This is a genomic window from Saccharothrix hoggarensis (assembly GCF_042678885.1).
Classification (GTDB): Bacteria; Actinomycetota; Actinomycetes; order Mycobacteriales; family Pseudonocardiaceae; genus Actinosynnema; species Actinosynnema hoggarensis.
The window spans coordinates 1-19,886 of sequence record NZ_JBHTLK010000044.1 but is presented as its reverse complement, the minus strand read 5'-3'; the positions used below and the strand labels follow the sequence as shown (position 1 = coordinate 19,886).

The 19,886-nt window shown below is 72.9% G+C and carries 17 protein-coding genes and 1 pseudogene; 10 read left to right on the top strand and 8 right to left on the bottom strand.

Going from position 1 to position 19,886, the window contains the following annotated elements; genetic code table 11:
• The first annotated feature begins 215 nt into the window (after window positions 1–215).
• The 5 genes from ACFQ3T_RS11350 (at window position 216) to ACFQ3T_RS11330 (ending at window position 6,733) form a co-directional block, all read left to right on the top strand.
• Window positions 216–1,646 (top strand): acyl-CoA carboxylase subunit beta, encoded by a 1,431-nt coding sequence (locus ACFQ3T_RS11350; RefSeq protein WP_447009900.1) that lies wholly within the window; start codon window positions 216–218, stop codon window positions 1,644–1,646.
• Between the two features lie 43 nt (window positions 1,647–1,689).
• Complete coding sequence (locus ACFQ3T_RS11345) at window positions 1,690–2,106, top strand: cobalamin B12-binding domain-containing protein (protein ID WP_380723098.1); 417 nt, start codon at window positions 1,690–1,692, stop codon at window positions 2,104–2,106.
• Window positions 2,103–3,410, top strand: coding sequence for a methylaspartate mutase (locus ACFQ3T_RS11340; RefSeq protein WP_380723096.1), 1,308 nt, complete (start codon window positions 2,103–2,105; stop codon window positions 3,408–3,410). Before ACFQ3T_RS11345 ends, ACFQ3T_RS11340 begins: the two co-directional genes overlap by 4 nt.
• A gap of 311 nt (window positions 3,411–3,721) precedes the next feature.
• Window positions 3,722–4,639, top strand: coding sequence for a hypothetical protein (locus ACFQ3T_RS11335; RefSeq protein ID WP_380723094.1), 918 nt, complete (start codon window positions 3,722–3,724; stop codon window positions 4,637–4,639).
• Window positions 4,640–4,765: 126 nt separating this feature from the next.
• Window positions 4,766–6,733, top strand: a complete 1,968-nt coding sequence (locus ACFQ3T_RS11330) for an endo-1,4-beta-xylanase (RefSeq protein WP_380723092.1) — start codon at window positions 4,766–4,768, stop codon at window positions 6,731–6,733.
• 7 nt (window positions 6,734–6,740) lie between these two features.
• Here the strand turns inward: ACFQ3T_RS11330 and ACFQ3T_RS11325 are convergent, their stop codons facing one another.
• Window positions 6,741–7,259 (bottom strand): NlpC/P60 family protein, encoded by a 519-nt coding sequence (locus ACFQ3T_RS11325; RefSeq protein ID WP_380723090.1) that lies wholly within the window; start codon window positions 7,257–7,259, stop codon window positions 6,741–6,743.
• A 207-nt stretch (window positions 7,260–7,466) separates the two neighbouring features.
• Between ACFQ3T_RS11325 and ACFQ3T_RS11320 the strand changes: the two genes are divergently transcribed.
• On the top strand, window positions 7,467–8,045 hold the full coding sequence (locus tag ACFQ3T_RS11320; protein ID WP_380723088.1) for a superoxide dismutase: 579 nt from the start codon (window positions 7,467–7,469) through the stop codon (window positions 8,043–8,045).
• A gap of 152 nt (window positions 8,046–8,197) precedes the next feature.
• Here ACFQ3T_RS11320 and ACFQ3T_RS11315 read toward each other — a convergent pair whose 3' ends face one another.
• From ACFQ3T_RS11315 to ACFQ3T_RS11305, 3 genes are all read right to left on the bottom strand, one after another.
• Window positions 8,198–9,415, bottom strand: coding sequence for an SGNH/GDSL hydrolase family protein (locus tag ACFQ3T_RS11315; RefSeq protein WP_380723086.1), 1,218 nt, complete (start codon window positions 9,413–9,415; stop codon window positions 8,198–8,200).
• Between the two features lie 193 nt (window positions 9,416–9,608).
• The gene (locus tag ACFQ3T_RS11310) at window positions 9,609–10,754 is read right to left on the bottom strand and encodes a glycosyltransferase (RefSeq protein WP_380723084.1); all 1,146 of its coding nucleotides are present in this window, start codon (window positions 10,752–10,754) and stop codon (window positions 9,609–9,611) included.
• A 77-nt stretch (window positions 10,755–10,831) separates the two neighbouring features.
• The gene (locus ACFQ3T_RS11305) at window positions 10,832–11,302 is read right to left on the bottom strand and encodes a MarR family winged helix-turn-helix transcriptional regulator (protein WP_380723082.1); all 471 of its coding nucleotides are present in this window, start codon (window positions 11,300–11,302) and stop codon (window positions 10,832–10,834) included.
• A 73-nt stretch (window positions 11,303–11,375) separates the two neighbouring features.
• Here ACFQ3T_RS11305 and ACFQ3T_RS11300 point away from each other — a divergent pair, with 73 nt between their 5' ends.
• From ACFQ3T_RS11300 to sigJ, 3 genes are all read left to right on the top strand, one after another.
• Complete coding sequence (locus ACFQ3T_RS11300; protein WP_380723080.1) at window positions 11,376–13,391, top strand: MMPL family transporter; 2,016 nt, start codon at window positions 11,376–11,378, stop codon at window positions 13,389–13,391.
• A 70-nt stretch (window positions 13,392–13,461) separates the two neighbouring features.
• On the top strand, window positions 13,462–14,196 hold the full coding sequence (locus tag ACFQ3T_RS11295; protein WP_380723078.1) for an SDR family oxidoreductase: 735 nt from the start codon (window positions 13,462–13,464) through the stop codon (window positions 14,194–14,196).
• Entirely contained in the window at window positions 14,193–15,146 is a 954-nt protein-coding gene (sigJ, locus tag ACFQ3T_RS11290; protein WP_380723076.1) for an RNA polymerase sigma factor SigJ, read from the top strand. The genes ACFQ3T_RS11295 and sigJ overlap by 4 nt, the downstream gene beginning before the upstream one ends.
• Window positions 15,147–15,962: 816 nt before the next feature.
• On the opposite strand, the gene ACFQ3T_RS11285 is transcribed toward sigJ, so the two are convergent.
• Entirely contained in the window at window positions 15,963–16,160 is a 198-nt protein-coding gene (locus ACFQ3T_RS11285; protein WP_380723074.1) for a hypothetical protein, read from the bottom strand.
• Between the two features lie 3 nt (window positions 16,161–16,163).
• On the bottom strand, window positions 16,164–16,616 hold the full coding sequence (locus tag ACFQ3T_RS11280) for a hypothetical protein (RefSeq protein ID WP_380723072.1): 453 nt from the start codon (window positions 16,614–16,616) through the stop codon (window positions 16,164–16,166).
• Window positions 16,617–16,648: 32 nt separating this feature from the next.
• Between ACFQ3T_RS11280 and ACFQ3T_RS11275 the strand changes: the two genes are divergently transcribed.
• Window positions 16,649–17,443 (top strand): hypothetical protein, encoded by a 795-nt coding sequence (locus tag ACFQ3T_RS11275; protein ID WP_380723070.1) that lies wholly within the window; start codon window positions 16,649–16,651, stop codon window positions 17,441–17,443.
• Window positions 17,444–17,549: 106 nt separating this feature from the next.
• Here the strand turns inward: ACFQ3T_RS11275 and ilvD are convergent, their stop codons facing one another.
• Entirely contained in the window at window positions 17,550–19,247 is a 1,698-nt protein-coding gene (ilvD, locus tag ACFQ3T_RS11270; RefSeq protein WP_380723068.1) for a dihydroxy-acid dehydratase, read from the bottom strand.
• 47 nt (window positions 19,248–19,294) lie between these two features.
• A pseudogene (locus ACFQ3T_RS11265) lies at window positions 19,295–19,886 on the bottom strand (hypothetical protein); the annotation flags it as partial.

Here is a 19,886-nt window from a genome sequence, read left to right as displayed (position 1 = left end):
CGTGCCGCCGGTGCCCGGCGCAACGAAAGTGCAGCAACCGGCAATGTCCTTGTGCCCCAACGGTCGTCCGGGCCGGACCGCCGTCGTCACTGCATGTAATTGCAAGGACATTGATCGCCCGGTCCGGCGCTCGTGACACTGGCGTCCACCTCATCGAAGCGGCTGATGCCTTCGGCGGCGAGCAGGTTGTCCACAACACACCCGTGGAGCTGATGATGACCGTCCTGACCGACCGGCCGCCCGCCGATCACGGTGTCGAGGCGTCCGACCCGCGCAGTCCGCACGTGCGGCTGCGTGGACTGCTCGACCCCGGCGCGTTCGTCCCGTTGCACGCCGAGGACGCTTCGGGCGTCCTCGCCGTGCGCGGGCGGATCGACGGCTCGCCGGTGATCGCCTACTGCACCGACGGAACGCGCATGGGCGGCGCGATGGGCGGCGAGGGCTGCCGGCACATCGTGGACGCCATCGAGACCGCCGTGCGGGAGGGCTGCCCGGTCGTCGGCGTGTGGCACTCCGGCGGCGCCCGGCTCGCCGAGGGCGTCGAGGCGCTGGACGCCGTGGGCCACGTGTTCGCGGCGATGATCCGCGCCTCCGGCCGGGTGCCGCAGGTCTCCGTGGTCGTCGGTCCCGCGGCGGGAGGCGCGGCCTACGGCCCGGCGCTCACCGACGTCGTCGTGATGTCCCCGGCCGGCAAGGTGTTCGTCACCGGGCCGGACGTGGTCCGCAGCGTCACCGGCGAGCAGATCGACATGGACGGCCTGGGCGGCGCGGAGGCGCACGGCCGCAAGTCCGGCGTGGTCCACGTGATCGCCGAGGACGAGCCCGACGCCTACGTGAGGGCTCGTCGCATCACCGGCCTGCTGTCCCGTCCGGTGAAGTTCGACCTGTCCACCTCCGACGTCCCCGTCACCGACCCGTCCGGCCTCCTCCCGGAGTCACCCCGCCGGGCCTACGACGTCAAGCCGGTGATCCGGGCGGTCCTCGACGACGACTCGTTCGAGGAGCTCCAGGCCAAGTGGGCGCCCAACGTCGTCATCGGCCTGGGGGAGCTGGCGGGCGCGCCGGTCGGCGTGATCGCCAACAACCCGTTGCGCAAGGGCGGGTGCCTCGACTCGCTCTCCGCGGAGAAGGCGTCCCGGTTCGTGCGCATGTGCGACTCGTTCGGCGTGCCGCTGGTGGTCCTGGTCGACGTGCCGGGCTACCTGCCCGGCGTCGGCCAGGAGTGGGGCGGCGTGGTGCGGCGGGGCGCGAAGCTCCTGCACGCCTTCGCCGAGGCGGTCGTGCCGAGGGTGACCCTGGTGCTGCGCAAGTCCTACGGCGGCGCGTACATCGCGATGAACGCCCGGTGCCTCGGCGCCACGGCGGTGTTCGCCTGGCCCGGCGCCGAGGTCGCGGTGATGGGCGCGAAGGCCGCCGTCGGCATCCTGCACCGCAAGAAGCTCGCCGCGACACCGGAGCCGGACCGCGCCGAGGTGGAGGCCGCGCTGATCGTCGAGCAGGAACGCGTCGCGGGCGGCGTGCACCGGGCGATGGAGATCGGCGTCGTCGACGAGGTGATCGAGCCGGCGCTGACCCGGCGCAAGCTCGCCGAGGCCCTGGCGAACGCGCCCGCGCGGCGCGGCGCGCACGGCAACATCCCGCTCTAGGAGAACGATGAGAGTCCTTGCGCCACGCAAGCCTAAGGTCCTGTTGTCCAGCGTCTCGTCGGACTCGCACACGTGGAACCTGGTGTTCCTGCAACTGCTCTTGGAGGAGAGCGGGCACGAGGTGGTGAACGTCGGCGCGTGCGTGCCGGACGACCTGCTCATCTCGGAGTGCGTCGCCCACCGGCCGGACGCGGTGGTGATCAGCACGGTGAACGGCCACGGCCACGTGGACGGCAAGCGGCTGATCGGCCGCCTCCGCGACGTGCCGGAGCTGCGCGGCCTGCCGGTGGTGATCGGCGGCAAGTTCGGCGTCGCCGGCGCCGCCGACCGCGGGTACGCCGCCGAACTCGCGGCGGCCGGCTTCGACGCGGTGTTCCAGGACAGCTCGGACGTCCGGGGGTTCCTCGGGTTCATCGAGTCCGCCCTGCCACCCGCGTCGGTGGAAGCAGGGGTGGGATGACCACGCCCGCGCGACCCTCGTTCGCCGGCCACGTCCGCGCCGTCGCGGCCCGCGGCGGCCTCGTCGTCCAGCCGCGCATGGGTTTCGCCGACCCGCAGCGGATGCTCGCGGGCCTGCTGGCCACCAAGCACGCCGACGCCACGACGGCGGGCACCATCACGCTGGACAGCTACACCCGGGTCGGCGACTTCGCCGCGGTGCGGGCGGCGCTGGCCGACGGCGTCGACCTCAACGGGTACCCGATCGCGAGCCTCGACCCGTTCATCACGCTGTCCGTGCTGGACGGCGTCGGTCACCCGGGGTTCCCGGTGCAGGTGCGGCACGGCAGCGCGTTGCCGTCGGCCGTGTTCGACGCCATGGTGGGGCTCGGCCTCGACGCCACCGAGGGCGGCCCGGCGTCGTACTGCCTGCCGTACAGCCGGGTGCCGCTCACCCGGGCCGTGCAGAGCTGGGCGTCGTGCTGCGAGCGGTTCGCCGAGCTGGGCGAACTGGGCTTCGAGCCGCACCTGGAGAGCTTCGGCGGGTGCATGCTCGGGCAGCTCTGCCCGCCCAGCCTGCTGGTCGCGATCACCGTGCTGGAGGGCCTGTTCTTCCGCCGGCACGGCCTGACCAGCGTCTCGCTCAGCCTCGCCCAGCAGACGCACGCGGGGCAGGACCTGGAGGCGTTGCACGCGCTGCACGCGCTCGCCGCCGAGCACCTGTCCGATGTGGACTGGCACGTGGTGCTGTACGCGTACATGGGCGTGTACCCGCGCAGCAGGCGGGGCGCCCTGAGGCTGCTCGGCGACGCGGCGGCCCTGGCCGTGCGCGGCGGGGCGGCCCGGCTGATCGTCAAGACGGTCGCGGAGGCGTACCGCATCCCGACCGTCGCGGAGAACGTGGAGGCGCTGGAGTTCGCGGCGGGTGTCGCCGCGCGCACGACCGTCGACCTCGTGCCGGAGGACACCGGCCTGCTCGCGGAGGCGAGGGCGCTGGTGGACGCCGTCTTGGAGCTGGACGCCGACGTCGGCAAGGCGATCGTCCGGGCGTTCGCGTTCGGGTACCTCGACGTGCCGTACTGCCTGCACGCGGACAACATGGGCCGGGCCCGCAGCTACCTCGACGACTCCGGTCGGCTGAGGTGGTCCTCGGTCGGCCGGATGCCGATCCGGGCCGACGGGGGAGGGGAGCGGGGCGCGCTGTCGAGCGCGGACCTGCTGGGCGCGTTGCGGGTGGTCGAGCGCCGGTACGACGAGGGCGAGCCGGACGCGTTCCCCGACCCGGGGCCGGACTTCCACGACCGGCGGATCGGCAACCGGGCCTGACCCGCTGTCGACCTCGGGAAGGGCGAGCGGGGGCCGGACTGCCACCGGCCCCCGCTCCTCCCCGTCACCCGGTGAACGTCACGTCGCTGCAGAAGTAGTACTCGGGTGGTGCTTCGGGCACGCTTCGTTCTGGGAGCGCTCCCAGTTCACATCGTGACAATGTGAGTGCGCCGCGCGAAGGAAGACTGTGGTCCAAATGGCCGCATGCGGACCGCACGGTCACCGCTCCGGCACCGCGCGTGTGCGGTGGTAACGGATGGCGTGCCGCTCCGATGCCCAGGCGTACGTCCGTTGAGCGTCAGGAGTGGGTCGTGAACGAGAACTCGTCGGCGGGTCTGGTGCTGTTACCCGGTGAAGTGCCCGTCACCGTCACGCGGGAGGAGCACCACCAGGCCGTGTTGTCCCGGTACCCCGTCGCGCCGGGCTCGCACCGGCAGGTCGCCGTCGAACTGGCCTGGTGCACCATCGGCGCGGGGAAGTACCGGGGCGAGGCCGCGATCGAGGTCCGCCTCGACGGCTACCGGGTCGGCGAGCTGACCTACCTGATGTCGCGCCGGTACGCGGGGCTGCTCGCCCAGGTGACGGCGCAGGGCGGCCGGCCCGGCTGCGAGGCGTTCGTGCAGCAGGGCGCCCGCGGGCTGGAGATCGTGCTCCGCCTCCCGCGCGACGCCGAGGGCATCGTCCCCGTGGCGCACCCGACAGCCGTCCCCGTGGCGCACCCGGCGGCGCCGAAGGCGTCCCGCCGTCCGATGTGGATCGCCGCCGCCGCCGTGGTCTTCGTGTTCGTCCTCATCGGCGCGTTGACGGACAACGACGACCCGCCGTCGTCGACGAACACGGCGGCCGACCTCGGCACCGCCACGACCACCACGACGACCACGGCTCCGCGCACGACCACCACCGTCCCGACCACGACCACGACGACCACCACCACGACCACCACGACGACGACCACCACCACGACCGTGGCCCCGGCTCCCGTCGCGCCGCCCGCCGTGAAGACGACGACGAAGCCCGCGACCCAGGCGCCTCCGCCCCCGCCGCCGGCGCCCGCGCCCGCCCCCAAGTGCGACCCGAACTACGACGGCTGCGTGCCCATCGCGTCCGACGTCGACTGCGCGGGCGGCAGCGGCAACGGCCCCGCCTACGTGCGCGGACCGGTCCGCATCATCGGCACGGACATCTACGGCCTCGACGGCAACGACAACGACGGCATCGGCTGCGAGTGACCGTCCCGGCGCCGGCCGGTTGGGCTGAACGGCGGCCGGCCGGCACCGGACAAGGCTCCCTATAGTCCCGGCGAGAAGGCTCTGGGAGCGCTCCCGGAGCGCGCCCGACGGGAAGAGGGATTCTCGATGAGGAGAGTTCTCGCCGGTGTGCTCGCGACCTCGGTCGTGGCCGGCCTGGTCACGATGGCGGTGCACGCGAGCCCGCGAGCGGTCGCGGCCGACGAGCCGGTGGTCGTCGTGTCGAGCACGTTCGACGACGGCACGGCCCAGGGCTGGACCTCCCGCGCCTCCGAGGTGGTCGCGCCGAGCACCGCCGTCGCGCGCGGCGGCACGCACAGCCTCGCCGTCACCGGCCGCACGCAGGGCTGGCAGGGGCCCACCCTCGACGTGCTCGACGACGTGCGCAAGGGCATCCGCTACGACCTGTCGGTCTGGGTGCGCCTCGCGGCGGGCGAGGCGGCGACGCAGGCCCGCCTGTCGGTCGAGCGGCGCACCGCCGGCACGCCGAGCTACGACCAGGTCGTCGGCGACACCGCCGTGACCGCGGACGGCTGGGTCAACCTGCGCGGCACCTACACGCTCGCCCACGACGTCGACTTCCTCGCCGTGTACGTCGAGGCGACCGGCGCCACGACGTCGTTCCACATCGACGACTTCGGCATGTCCTACACGCCGCTGCCGCCGATCCAGACGGACATCCCGTCGGTGAAGGACGTGCTGGCGGACCACTTCGCCGTGGGCGCGGCGGTCGAGGGCGCGCAAACGCTCAACAACCACGGGCAGTTGCTCGCCAAGCACTTCAACTCGATCACCCCCGGCAACGCGCTCAAGTGGGACGCCACGGAGCCGTCCGAGGGCACGTTCCGCTTCGCCGACGCGGACGCGCTCGTCACGTGGGCCAAGGCCAACGGCACGGCCGTGCGCGGGCACACGCTGGTCTGGCACCAGCAGACCCCGGCGTGGGTGTTCCGGGACGCGGCGGGCAACGACCTGACGGCGACGCCGGAGAGCAAGGCGCTCGTGCTCGCCCGCCTCGACGCGCACATCCGCGCCGTCGTCGGCCACTACGGCGCCGACATCCCGGTGTGGGACGTGGTGAACGAGGTCATCGACGAGAGCCAGCCCGACGGCCTGCGGCGCAGCAAGTGGTTCGAGCTCACCGGGCTGGACTACCTCCGCACCGCGTTCCGGGTGGCGCGCGAGGTCGCGCCCGACGCCCAGCTCGTGATCAACGACTACAACACGAACGTCCCGTCCAAGCGCGACAAGCTGTACGACCTGGTGGTCAAGCTGCGCGCCGAGGGCGTGCCGATCGACGCGGTGGGCCACCAGATGCACATCAACGTGCAGTGGCCGTCGGTCGCGGAGACCGAGGCGATGCTGGCGAAGTTCGCGCCGCTGGGCGTGGACCAGCAGATCACCGAGATGGACATCTCGATCTACACCGACAACAGCCAGTCGTACCCGACCCCGCCGCGCGACGTGCTGCTCACCCAGGCCTACCGCTACCGCGACCTGTTCGCCCTGTACAAGCGGTACTCCGACAAGATCAGCTCGGTGACGCTGTGGGGCCTCGCCGACGACGGCACGTGGCTGGACTCGTTCCCGGTGACCCGCAAGGACCACCCGCTCCTGTTCGACACGCGCCTGCAGGCGAAGGACGCCTACTGGGGCGTGGTGGACCCGAGCCGGATCGGCCAGACCACCACGACCACGACCACGACGTCCACGACGACGTCCACGACGACGACCGTCACGCTCACGTTGCCGCCGGCGCCGTGCGCGGTCGCCTACACGACCGTCAGCCAGTGGCAGGGCGGCTTCCAGGGTGAGGTCCGCGTCGTCAACCGCGGGTCGGGCCCCATCTCGCCGTGGACGGTCGGCTGGTCCTTTGCGGACGGTCAGCAGATCAGCCAGCTGTGGAACGGCGTCCACACGCAGAACGGGGCCGCGGTGAGCGTCCGCAACGCGTCCTGGAACGGCACCATCCCGCCCGGCGGCTCGGTGACGTTCGGGTTCATCGGCAAGTGGTCGGGCGCCAACGGCAAGCCGACCGCGTTCACCCTCAACGGGAACCGCTGCCAGGCGCTGTGACGACGGATCAGCCCTCGACGATCCGGTGGTAGCGCACGGCGGTGTAGTCCGCCGCCGTGGCCGCCCGCCACGCGCGTTCGACGGGCGGCGCGCCGTCGGGGCCGGTCTGCTCGCGCACGACCGGCTCCGACTTCGCCGCGTCGGCCCAGCGCACGAACAGCGCGGCGTGGTAGGAGTTGACGAGCGCGTCACCCGGCATCAGCTCGGCGTGGGCGATCGCGGTGGACACCTCGCGCAACGTCACCGTGGTGCGGGAGTGGCTGAGGCCCCAGGCCATCGACACGTACCCGGAGCAGTCGGTGCGGTAGCTGCCGTAGGCGTTCTCGTGACACGCGTCCTGGCTGTACGGGACCTGCGCGTCGAGCCACGACTGCGACCGCGCCAACGCCTCGCTGCGGGTGGTGGCGCGGTCCTCCGCCGTCGTGCCGCACGTGACGGCGGTGGGCGACCCGTCCGCCGCGAGGGCGGTCGGCGCGTGGAACGCCGCGGTGCAGGCGAGGACGGCCAGAAGCGCACGGGTGTTCATCGAACCCTCCCGTTCCCGGTGTGCCGCAGGCCTTTCCGGTCGCCGCGCCCGCGGCCCTCTTCGGTTCGGGGCTTCCCGCCGCGGTGGTGGTCATCGCCGAACCACCCGGCCGGGTGGTTCGGCGATGACGTTCGGGTGTCGTCCGGTTTCACGGCGGGGCGCGGGGGTAGTCGCTCGGCGTCCCAGCGGCCGTGGAAGGGAATCGGCATGCGCATCGTCATCGTCGTCGCCGCGCTCGTCGCGGCGGCGGGGTGCGCCGGCAGCGGCGCGACGGACACCGGGCCGTCGGAGGTCAACACCCGGCAGACCGGGGTGCTGGCGGAGGTCGACGCGGCGGAGACGGCGTTCACCTACGACCCGACCGCCGCGCCCATCGGCGCGCAGCTGGAGCTGGAGGTGGTCGAGGGTGAGGGCAGGACGACCGTCCGCCTGACCGCCGACCGCCTCCAGCCGGACCGCGGCTACGCCGTCCACGCGCACACCGACCCGTGCGGGCCGAAGGGCACCGACGCCGGGCCGCACTACCAGCACGAGGTCGACCCCGCGGCGACCCCGGAACGGCCCTCCGTCGACCCCGCGTACGCCAACCCGCAGAACGAGATCTGGCTCGACCTGGCCACCGACCGGCAGGGCAACGGCACGGCGGAGACCACGGTGCCGTTCACGTTCGGCGACCGGGTGCCGGCGTCGATCGTGCTGCACGAGCAGCCGCACACGGAGACCGAGGCGGGCCGCGCGGGCAGTGCCGGCGGCCGGGTCGCCTGCGTCACCGCCCCGTTCCGCTGACGCGGGGTGGCCGGCCGGGTCGCCCGTTCTCCGTGCCACCGCGTGCCGTTGCGCCGCGTGCCTGTGCACCGTGCCGCCGGGTGTGGTGCCGCCGTGCCGTGTGCCGCCGTGGCGTCCGGGGTGTCGAGGAATCCCCGGACGGCACGGGAGTATCAGCGCTCCAGCAGCATCGCCAGGTCGACGGCGTTCGCCATGGCTTCCGTGCCCGCGTCGATCGGGTGCAGGTGGTCGCCGCTGTCATAGGCCGGGTTCAGGGTGGCCGGGTCGCCGGGGACGGCCGTCGCGGCGGCGAAGTCGACCACGCCGTCGAACTCGCCCGACGTCCGGATCCAGTCGTTCAGCGCCCGCCAGGTCGCCTCCCGCTCCTCCGTCCAGATGAACGAGCCCTTGAACGGCAGCACCGTGCCGCCGTACACCTTCACGCCCGCGGCCCGCGCCTGCGCGATCACGTTGCGGTGACCCGCGATCAGGTTCTCCGCCGACGCGCTGTAGCCGATGTCGTTGACCGCCTCCAGCAGGATCACGGCCTTCACCCCGGTCTGCGACAGCACGTCCCGCTGCACGCGCGTGACGCCCGCTACGCCCCAGTACGGCTCGTCGCGGTCGGCGATGAGGCGGTTGCCGCCCAGTCCCGCGTTCACCACGGACAGGGTCCGGCCGGGCACCGCGTCGAGCCGCCGGGCCAGGAAGTCCGGCCAGCGGCGGTTGGTGTTGCCGGTGGTGGCGGCGGTGTCGGTGATCGAGTCGCCGAACGCCACCACCGTCCCGGCGACGCGCTTGGCGGGCGCGACGTCCACGCCGTTCACGACCATCCAGCACGGCGTGCCCTGGAACCCGCCGGACAGCGCGCCGGTCCGGTCGCCCGACGCCAGGTAGTTGCCCTGCGCGGTGAACGGGTGGTTGGTCAGCGGTCCGGTGGCGTGCGGCACGTACGCGCTGACCAGCAACGTGGACAGCGCCTTCACGTCCAGCCGCACCGGGTCGCTGAAGACCTCCCGGCCGGCGGGCACGGTGACGGCCCGCCGGCCTTGGAACGTCAGCGTGCGCAGCGTGCCGGGCACGGCCGCGTCACCCTCCGCCTGGACCGCGACCGACGCCCGCCCCACCTGCAACGGCGTGGCGCCGAACGCGTTGGTCAGCCGCACCCGCACCGACTCCCCGCCGGCGCTGAGGAACACGACGTTGCGCACGGTCTGGTCCTCCAGCCCGCGGCCCGCCGGGCAGTCGCTCCACGGGATCTCGCTGCCCACCACGGGACTCGCCGCCCAGCCGGCCACCCAGGGCTTGCCGTGCGCGGCAGCGGCCGGTTGCACCGCCGCGGTCGCCACGAGGGCCGCGATCACGGCCAACTTCCCCACGTGCCTTGCCATGAAGGTCTCCCAACGCCGGTCGTCAGTGCTGGCGAGGCCGACCGTGGCAGCGATCAAATTAACCGGTCAAGCAGACCACGACGAGCGGTGTGAGTACTGCGACGAGTGGTCCGGCTTACGTGTTAAGCACCTCGTGCCCGACGGGGACCGGGCACGAGGCGGGGATCAGGTGCAGTGGGTCAGGAGCAGTGGGTCACGCGTAGTGGGGCAGCCGGCGGGCCACGTCGTGCGGCGACGGCATGGCGGCCACCTCGGCGGCGATCGCCTTCGCCGCGTCGCGCACGGCCTCGTCGGCGAGCAGGCGCCGGGCGGTGGCGGTGATCGCCTCGGCGGTCACGTCCGCGCCGATCAACCGGTCGCCCAGGCCCGCCGTGACCACCGCGTCCGCGTTGTCGAACTGGTCGGCACCCTGCGGCAGGAGGAGTTGCGGCACGCCCGCGCCGAACGTGCCCAGCGTCGTGCCGCTGCCGCCGTGGTGCACGACGAGGTCGACGTGCGGCAGGAGGTCGGCCTGCGGCACCCACGCCCGCACGTCCACGTTGGCGGGCAGGTCGCCGAGCGCGGCGATGTCCACGGTCGGTCCGGCGGCCACGAGCACGCGGGCGTCCAGCCTGGCGAGCCCGGCGACGGCCGTGCGCAACACGCCCGCCTCGCCGAACGCGGTGCCCAGCGTCAGGTAGACAACCGGTTCGCGGTGTTCGAGGACCCAGGCCGGCAGCTCACCCGGCTCGGCGAACGGCACCGGCCGCAGCTCGATCCGGTCCGTCGCCGTCGCCAGGAACACCGGGTCCTGCACCGAGGGCGGGCAGATGTCGAGGTAGGGGTTGCCGAGGGTCATGGGGGCCTCGCCCGGCAGGTCCACGCCGAGGTCGGCGGCGACGGCGGACAGGTGGTCGAGGACGACGCCGCCGAGTTCCTCGGCCTGCCACGCGCGGCCGAACGAGTGGCACACCGCGGGCACGTCCGCGACGCGTGCGGCCAGGCCGGCGCCGGGGTTGCCCACCTCGTGCACGACCAGGTCGGGCTTGCGGTCGGCGATGACCGGCGCGACGTCGGCGGCGAAGCGGCGCGGCAGCACGTCACCGAAGAGGAACGCGATCTGCTCGGGCCGCACTTCCTGCGCCTGGACTCCCTCGGCGCCGCCGAACGCGGACTCGAACGCCTCGCGCAGGTCCAGTCCGCCGGCGACGTGGTCGACGCCGTGCCGGGTTAACGCGCCGGCGAACGCCACGCCGGTGACGAAGGTGACGTCGTGTCCCGCCTCGCGCGCGGCGATCGCGAGCGGGATCAGGGGGTACGTGTGGCCGTGGGCTCCGAGGCTGGAGAAGAGGATTCGCACTGGTCCGAGCGTAGCGAAATCTTTTCCACACCGGGTGAATTTTGTCCGTTCGGCGCACTTCCCCGACGAGGTGAAGATCACTCGTGACGCGGTGGCGAGGCCAGGCCCGCCCGCACCGCCACGGTCGCGTCGATGCTCGCGGCCAGGAACCGCGCCACGACCTCGCGGTCCGCGTCGTCGAACCCCTCCCACGCGCGGGTGAACGCCTCGTCGAGCGGGACGAAGAAGCGGCGGCCCAGCTCCAGCGCCTTGTCGGGGACGCGCAGCTCGACCTTGCGCCGGTCGTGCGGGCTCCGGACGCGCTCGACGTGCCCGGACGCCTCCAGCCGGTCGAGCACGGACGTCGTCGCGGACGCGCTCAGGTGCAGCGCGGCGGCCAGCCGGCTCGGCGACATCGGCTCGCCGGACCACCTCGCGTCCATGATCACCGCGAGCGCGTTGAGGTCGGTGCGGTGCATCCCCTGCTTCTCGCCGAACATCTCCGCGAACCGGTCGGTTTCGACCGTGAGCTGCCGGAGCAACCTGACGAGGGCCGAGTTGTCGACCATGTGCCCTCCCGTATTGTTTCGATGGTCGAAATATCCGGTCATCGAACTAAGTGGTTTCGGAGGTCATTCTCCCGTGGACGCGACCCGCCCCCGCACCCGTTGGCTGCTTCCCGCGCTCGTGACGGTCGCGTGGCTGGCGCTCGGCGGGTTCTCCGGCCCGTTCGCGGGCAAGCTGAGCGAGGTCGCGGTCAACGACAGCACCGCGTTCCTGCCCGCCTCCGCCGAGGCCACCGAGGTCTCGGAACAGGTCCGGGCGTTCGGCGACGCGCGAGGCTTGCCCGCGATCGTGGTCGCCGAACGCCCCTCCGGCCTCACCCCGGCCGACCGCGAGTACCTGGGCAACCGGGGTTTCCCGGGCGAGGCGTCGCCGGTGATCCCGTCGAACCGCGACGACCAGGCCGCCCAGGTGGTCATCGCGGTCGACCCCGGCGACCCGGCGGGCGCCGTGGAGGACATCCGGGCGAAGCTGACCGACCCGCCGGACGGGCTCACCGTGCTCGTCACCGGCCCCGCCGCGCAGGTCGCCGACCTGAAGGAGGCGTTCGGCGGCATCGACGGCCTGCTGCTCCTGGTCGCGGGAGCGGTGGTGGCGCTGATCCTCGTGCTGGTCTACCGCAGCCCCCTGCTGCCGCTCGTGGTGCTGCTGTCCGGGGTGTTCGCGCTCGGCGTGGCCAGCCTCGCCGTGTACCTGCTCGCCGACAACGGCGTGCTCGACCTCAACGGCCAGAGCCAGGGCATCCTGTTCATCCTGGTCTTCGGGGCGGCGACGGACTACGCGTTGCTGCTGGTGTCGCGGTTCCGCGAGGAGCTGCGCGACACCGAGGACCGGTTCGAGGCCATGCGGGTGGCGTGGCGGGCCACCATCGAGCCGATCGCCGCGTCGGCGGGCACCGTCGTGCTCGGCGTGCTCTGCCTGCTGTTCAGCGACCTGAACTCGAACAAGGGCCTCGGCCCGGTGGCCGCCATCGGCATCGGCGCGGCCCTGCTGGCCTCGGTGACGTTCCTGCCCGCCGTGCTGGTGCTGCTCGGCCGGTCCGCGTTCTGGCCGCGGCGGCCCAAGCTCGGCTCGGCGCACCCGGAGGCGAGCGGCCTGTGGGCGCGGGTGGCGCGGCTGATCTCCGCCCGACCGCGGGCCACCTGGATCCTCACCACGCTGGTGCTGCTCGTCGGCGTCGCGTTCGTGCCGCAGCTCAAGGCGTCCGGCACGGCCCAGTCGGACGTGTTCCTCACCGACGTCGAGTCGGTCGCCGGGCAGGAGGTGCTGTCCCGGCACTTCCCGGGCGGCACGGGCGCGCCGACGGTGGTGCTGGCCCGCGCGCCGCGTGCGGCGGAGGTGACCGAGGCGGCGGACGTGCCGGGCGTGTCGGAGGTGCGGCCGGCCGGTGAGGCGTCGGGCCTGGTCCGGCTGGACGTCGTGCTGGACGACCCGGCCGACTCCGAGGCGGCGCTGGCGACCGTGCAACGGCTGCGCGAGGCCGTCCGCGCGGTGCCGGACGCCGACGCCAAGGTCGGCGGGCCCACCGCCACGCAGTTGGACACGCAGACCACGTCCGAGCGGGACCGGCTGGTCATCATCCCGATCGTGCTCCTGGTGATCTTCCTGGTGCTGGCGCTGCTGCTGCGCTCGCTGCTCGCGCCGTTGCTGCTCATCGCCACGGTGGTGCTGTCGTTCGGCGCGACCATGGGCGTGGCGGCGCTGGTGTTCAACGGGATCTTCGACTTCCCGGGGGCCGACCCGGTGGTGCCGCTGTTCGGGTTCGTGTTCCTGGTGGCGCTGGGGATCGACTACAACATCTTCCTGATGACGCGGGTCCGCGAGGAGTCCGCCGAGCTGGGCACGCGGGAGGGCGTGCTGCGCGGGCTGACCATCACCGGCGGCGTCATCACGTCGGCGGGCGTGGTGCTCGCGGCGACGTTCTCGGCGCTGGCCGTGCTGCCCATCCTGTTCCTCGCGCAGATCGCGTTCATCGTCGCGTTCGGCGTGCTGCTGGACACGTTCGTGGTGCGGTCCCTGCTGGTGCCGGCGCTGGCGGTGGACGTCGGCCGGCGCGTCTGGTGGCCGTCCCGGCTGGCCCGCGGGAAGGACTGACGCCCGCGTGTCACAACCCCGCCCGCTCGATCGTCCTGTCCACGGGAAGTTCTCACGAGGGAGGACGACGATGAAGGTCGCGGTTGCGGGCGGTACGGGCGTCGCGGGGCGCAGGGTGGTCGAGGAGTTGATGCGGACCGGGCACCAGGAGGTGGTGCTCAGCCGGTCGTGGGGGGTCGACCTCACCACTGGTGAGGGTCTCGACGCGGCGCTGACGGGGTGCGAGGCGGTGATCGACGTGTCGAGCCCGTCCGAGTGGGGCCGTGAGGCGGCGGAGCGGTTCTTCACCGACGTCACCGGGCACCTGCTCGACGCCTCGGCGCGGGCCGGTGTCGGCCACCTGGTGGTGCTGTCGATCGTGGGCGCCGACGTGGTCGACGTCGACCACTACTTCGGCAAGCGGCGCCAGGAGGCGCTGGTGGCGGCCGGGCCGGTGCCGTGGACGGTGCTGCGCGCCACCCAGTTCTTCGAGTTCCCGTCGCAGGTGTTGGCGGGGGCGTCGGGGCCGGTGGCGCGCGTGCCACCCATGCTGTCGCAGCCGGTGTCGACCGCCGAAGTCGCGGCGCGGCTGGTGGAGCTGGCGGTCGGCGAGCCGCAGGGGCACGCCGCTCCGATCGCGGGGCCGGAGCGGTTCCGGCTGGTCGACATGGCGCGCGAGGTCGTGGCGCGGCGGGGTGACGACCTGGTGGTCGAGGAGGCGGACGAGAGGCCCGCCGGCCTCGGCACGGGCGGCCTGTGCCCGCGGGGCGAGTACACCGAGGGCAAGGAGACGTTCGCCGAGTACCTGCGGTCGGTGCGCCCGTGAGCGATCACGCCGACCCGGACCAGGCCGACCGGGACCACACCGGCGCTGAGCCCGCCGACGCTGATGCTCCGGCGTCGGAACGGCTCGTGGAGCTGGCCGACGAGTACACCCGCATCCGGCCGCGGCTGGTCGGCGTCGCGTACTCCCTGGTCGGCACCCTGGCGGAGGCGCAGGACGTCGTGTCGGACTGCTGGCTGCGGCTCGCCGCGGCCGACGAGCAGGAGCCCGTCCGCGACGTCGAGGCCTGGGCCGTGGTGGCGGTGGCCCGCCGGGCGCTGGACGTCCTCCGGTCGGCGAGGGTGCAGCGCGTGGACTACGTCGGCCCGTGGCTGCCGGAACCGCTCGTGGATGGCGCGGACGACCCTGCCGACCGGGTGACGCTGGACGACGCGGTGAGCTTCGCGCTGATGATCGTGCTCGAAACCCTCACCCCCGCCGAGCGCACCACGTGGGTGCTGCACGAGGTGTTCGGGATGACGTTCCCGGAGGTCGCGGAGGTCGTCGGCCGCAGCCCGGCGGCCGTGCGGCAACTGGCCGTGCGGGCACGGGCGCACGTCGCCGCCGGCGCGCCGCGGGTCGACGTGGAGACGGCGGAACACCGCCGCGCGGTCGACGCGTTCGTGCGCGCCGTCGGCGAGGGCGACTTGTCAGGGCTCCTGGCCGTGCTGGACCCGGACGTGCTGCTGACCAGCGACGGCGGCGGCCTGGTCGGCGTGGCGCGGCGGCCGGTCCTCGGCGCGGACCGGGTGGCCCACTTCCTCACCGGCGTGCGGCGCAAGCTGGTCGAGGAGCGGATCGTGCCGCTCACCGTCAACGGCGGTCCCGGTTTCGCCGCGCTCACCGACGCCGCGACGAGGTTCGTCGGCTCCTTCACCGTCCACAACGGACTCGTCACCAGGGTGGACATCGTGGCCGCGCCGGACAAGCTGCCGCGCGAGCTGGGGCTCTAGCGCGTCGGGCGCAGGACCAGGGTGACCACCCGAGCACGCCGCGGTAGCCGGGTCCGGCTCGCGTTCCAAGAGCAGTCCCGGCAAGCGCCACCACCCCGTCGTCGGCGAGGTGGCGGCGTGCGGCGGCGAGCGCGGGCAGTGGCGACGAGGTCCGAGCGGGGACGTTTCGGACTCTGCCAGGGTGGTGTCGAACCTCCGCGAGCCGTGGCCCTGCCCGGCGACCGGGAACGGCCGTGACGCCGGGTCGCGTGGAGTGCCCGCGCGGATTCGCTCCGGATTCGCGGTGGACTGGGCATGGCGCTGGAGCGGATCGGGGGGTAAAAATAGCCAACCAAACTTCGTCCGTGCCTGACCTGGTCGGATTCGTGAGAGCGCTCTCGCATCCGTCGGCAGGCGCGGCGCTCCTACTCCTCACAGAGGCTTGTCAATGACGATGAAGCGCCACGCACGGCCAGAGAGCGCTCCCACGCGCTTGGGGCGGGTGCTCGTTCTCGGCCTGCTCCTGGCCGCGACCGCCACGACGACCGCACCCGCGGTCAGCGCGGACCCGCCCCGGCCCGGCACGTCGGACCTCGGCGTGAACGTCAAGGTCTTCGACCCGAGCATGCCGGTCGGCGAGATCCAGGCGGCCCTCGACGCCACGCACGCCGCCCAGGTCGACAACGAGATGGGCGCGCAGCGGTACGCCTACCTCTTCGAGCCCGGCCATTACGGCACGGCGGAGCAGCCGCTGCACATCAAGGTCGGCTACTACACCGAGATCGCGGGCCTCGGCGCCTCGCCCACGGACGTCGTCATCAACGGCAAGGTGGAGGTCTACAACCGCTGCCTGGCCGACGGCGGCACGGGCAACTGCATCGCGCTGGTCAACTTCTGGCGCACCCTCGGCAACCTGACCATCAACATCAACCCGGCCGGCCAGGACGGGTGCCGGTCGTCCGCCAACTTCTGGGCCGTCTCGCAGGCGGTGTCGCTGCGCCGCCTGAACGTCACCAGCGGCACGCTGTCCCTCATGGACTACTGCACCGCCGGCCCGCAGTACGCCAGCGGCGGCTTCATCGCCGACTCCCGCATGCCGTCGGTCGTCAACGGCTCGCAGCAGCAGTGGCTGACCCGTGACAGCGAGGTCACCAGCTGGTCGAACGGCGTGTGGAACCAGGTGTTCTCCGGCGTCGAGGGCGCGCCGGACGACGCGTCGTTCCCGACCCCGCCGTACACCACGCTCGACACCACCCCGCTGAGCCGGGAGAAGCCGTTCCTGTTCGTGGACGGCTCGGGCGAGTACAACGTCCGCGTCCCGTCCGCGCGCCGCGACACCCGCGGCGTGTCGTGGGCCGACGGCATGACGCCGGGCCGCACCATCCCGCTGACCGACTTCTTCGTGGCGACGCCCGCGGACTCGGTGCAGGACATCAACAACCAGCTCGCGCGCGGCAAGCACCTGCTGATCACGCCGGGCGTGTACGACATCGACCGCAGCAGAGGTCAAGCGCCCCGACACCGTGGTCCTCGGCATCGGCCACGCCACGCTGACCGCCGTCAACGGCGCGACCCCGCTGGACGTCGCCGACGTGCCCGGTGTCGTCGTCGCCGGCGTCACGGTCGACGCGGGCCTGGAGACCTCGCCCGTGCTGGTGCGCGTGGGCAAGCCGAACGGCGACCGCCCGAGCGACCCGGCCAACCCGACGACCCTGTCCGACGTGTACTTCCGCGTCGGCGGCCCGCACGTGGGCAAGGTGGAGACGGCGCTGGAGGTCAACAGCGACAACGTCCTCATCGACCACACCTGGGTGTGGCGGGCCGACCACGGCGTCGAGGGCTTCACCGACACCGAGCGCTGGAACACCAACGTCGGCCTCACCGGCGTCGTCGTGAACGGTGACGACGTCACCGCGACCGGCCTGTTCGTCGAGCACTTCCAGCGGCACAACACCGTCTGGAACGGCGAGCGCGGCACCGTCGTGCTCTACCAGAACGAGCTGCCCTACGACCCGCCGACGCAGGCCGACTGGATGAAGGGCGACGTCGAGGGCTGGGCGGGCTACAAGGTGGGCGACCACGTGCGCGACCACACCCTTTACGGCGGTGGCGTCTACGTGTTCAACCAGAACAACCCGTCCATCCACACGGAGAACGGCTTCGAGGTCCCCGCCACCGAGGGCGTCAAGCTGCACCACATCATGACCGTCAACCTGAGCGCCGGCACCATCGACCACGTCGTCAACGGCGTGGGCGGACCGGCTGACAACAGCAACACCGGCGCGCCGGTGTACGTGGCGGAGTACCCGGCCCCGTAACGACGCCGGACGACCGACCGCGAAGGCCGCGCGAGCGGTGCCCACCCCGATGGGGCACCGCTCGCGCGGCCGTGTCGTCGCAGCGCCCGCTCGTCGCGCGGTCCGGTCAGCCGCAGACCGCGCCGGTGGACGCCGAGCCGACGAGCTTCGCGTACTTCGCCAGCACGCCCCGCTGGTACCGGGCGGGCAACGGCTGCCAGCCCTCGCGCCGGGACGCGAGTTCCGCCGGGTCGACGTCGAGGTCCAACGTGCCGGCCGCGACGTTCAGCGTGATCCGGTCGCCGTCGCGCACGAACGCGATCGGCCCGCCGTCCACGGCCTCCGGCGCGACGTGGCCGACGCACAGCCCGGTCGTGCCGCCGGAGAACCGGCCGTCGGTCAGCAGCAGCACGTCCTTGCCCAGCCCGGCGCCCTTGATGGCGGCCGTGATGGCCAGCATCTCGCGCATGCCCGGCCCGCCCTTGGGGCCCTCGTAGCGGATGACGACCACGTCGCCCGCGGTGATGGTGCCGTTCTCCAGGGCGTCCATCGCCGCGCGCTCGCGGTCGAACACCCGCGCCGTGCCGGTGAACACGTCGGAGTCGAACCCGGCGGACTTCACCACCGCGCCGTCGGGCGCCAGCGAGCCGCGCAGGATCGTGATGCCGCCGGTCCGGTGGATCGGCTGGTCCATCGCCCGCAGCACCGTGCCGTCCGGGTCGGGCGGCGCGATGTCGGCCAGGTTCTCGGCGACCGTGCGGCCGGTGACGGTCAGGCAGTCGCCGTGCAGCAGGCCCGCGTCCAGCAGCGCCTTCATCACCACGGGCACGCCGCCGATGCGGTCGACGTCGGTCATCACGTGCCGGCCGAACGGCTTCACGTCCGCCAGGTGCGGCACCTTCGCGCCGATCCGGGTGAAGTCGTCGAGGCTCAGCTCCACCTCGGCCTCGTGCGCGATGGCGAGCAGGTGCAGCACGGCGTTGGTGGAGCCGCCGAACGCCATCACCACGGCGATGGCGTTCTCGAACGCCTCGCGGGTCATGATCTGCCGGGCCGTGATGCCGCGGCGCAGCATCTCCACCACGGCCTGGCCGGACTTGCGGGCGAACCCGTCCCGCCGCCGGTCCGTCGCCGGCGGCGCGGCGCTGCCGGGCAGCGACATGCCGAGCGCCTCGGCCGCGCTCGCCATCGTGTTCGCCGTGTACATGCCGCCGCACGCGCCCTCACCGGGGCAGATGGCGCGTTCGATCAGGTCGACGTCCTCGCGGCTCATCAGGCCGCGGGCGCACGCGCCGACCGCCTCGAACGCGTCGATGATCGTCACCTCGCGCTCGCTGCCGTCGGTCAGGGTGACCCGGCCGGGCAGGATCGAGCCCGCGTACAGGAACACGCTGGCCAGGTCGAGCCGGGCGGCGGCCATCATCATGCCGGGCAGGGACTTGTCGCAGCCCGCGAGCAGCACCGACCCGTCCAGCCGCTCGGCCTGCATGACGGTCTCCACGCTGTCCGCGATGACCTCGCGCGACACGAGCGAGAAGTGCATGCCCTCGTGGCCCATCGAGATGCCGTCGGACACGGAGATGGTGCCGAACTCCAGCGGGTAGCCGCCGGCGGCGTGCACGCCGTCCTTGCTCGCCTTCGCCAGCCGGTCCAGCGACAGGTTGCAGGGCGTGATCTCGTTCCACGACGAGGCGACACCGATCTGGGGCTTCTCCCAGTCGTCGTCACCCATGCCGACGGCCCGCAGCATGCCGCGGGCCGCGGTGCGCTCCAGCCCGTCGGTGACGTCGCGGCTGCGCGGTTTGATGTCCGGGGTCTCGTTCATGGAGCGAACCTAACGCCACCGCGCCGGTGACGTGGTGCCCAACCCGGTCAGCCGCCGCCTTCGTCGTCGTCGCCGCGCTTGCCGCCGCCCCGCTTGTCGTCCTCGTCGTCGACCTTGTCGCCCTTGCCGTCGTTGCCCAGGCGTTGGGAGGACACGACTTCGTCGGACTCGATCAGCGGCGTGCCGTCCTGGACGACGAGCCGCAGCCGGTGCGACTCGCGGTACCGCCTGCTCTCGGCGCCGGTGAAGTCGATGCCGATGTTGACGGTGTCCGGGCCGGACGCGGTGGGTGGCGAGCTGACGACCAGGTCCTTCACGTCTTTCCAGGACTTCTCGTACTGCTCGCGCCCCTGGGCGCGCAGGCCGGGGCCGAGTCGCGTCCACGCCTGGGCGGGCCGGTCGGGCAGCAGCGCGTAGTAGTCCGCCACGGCCTGCGCGAGCTGTTGCGGGGTGGCCGTGGCCGGGGCAGGGGCGGCGGGCGGCGTCGTGGACGTGCCGCCCGCCGTCGTGGTCGAGGCGGGGCCGCGGTTGCCGCTCAGCGCCACCACCAGGGCGATCAGGCCGACGAGGGCCGCGGCTCCCACGGTGATGAGGCCGACGCGCGGGTTGCGCGCGGGGGCGGGCGGCGGCGGGCCGGCG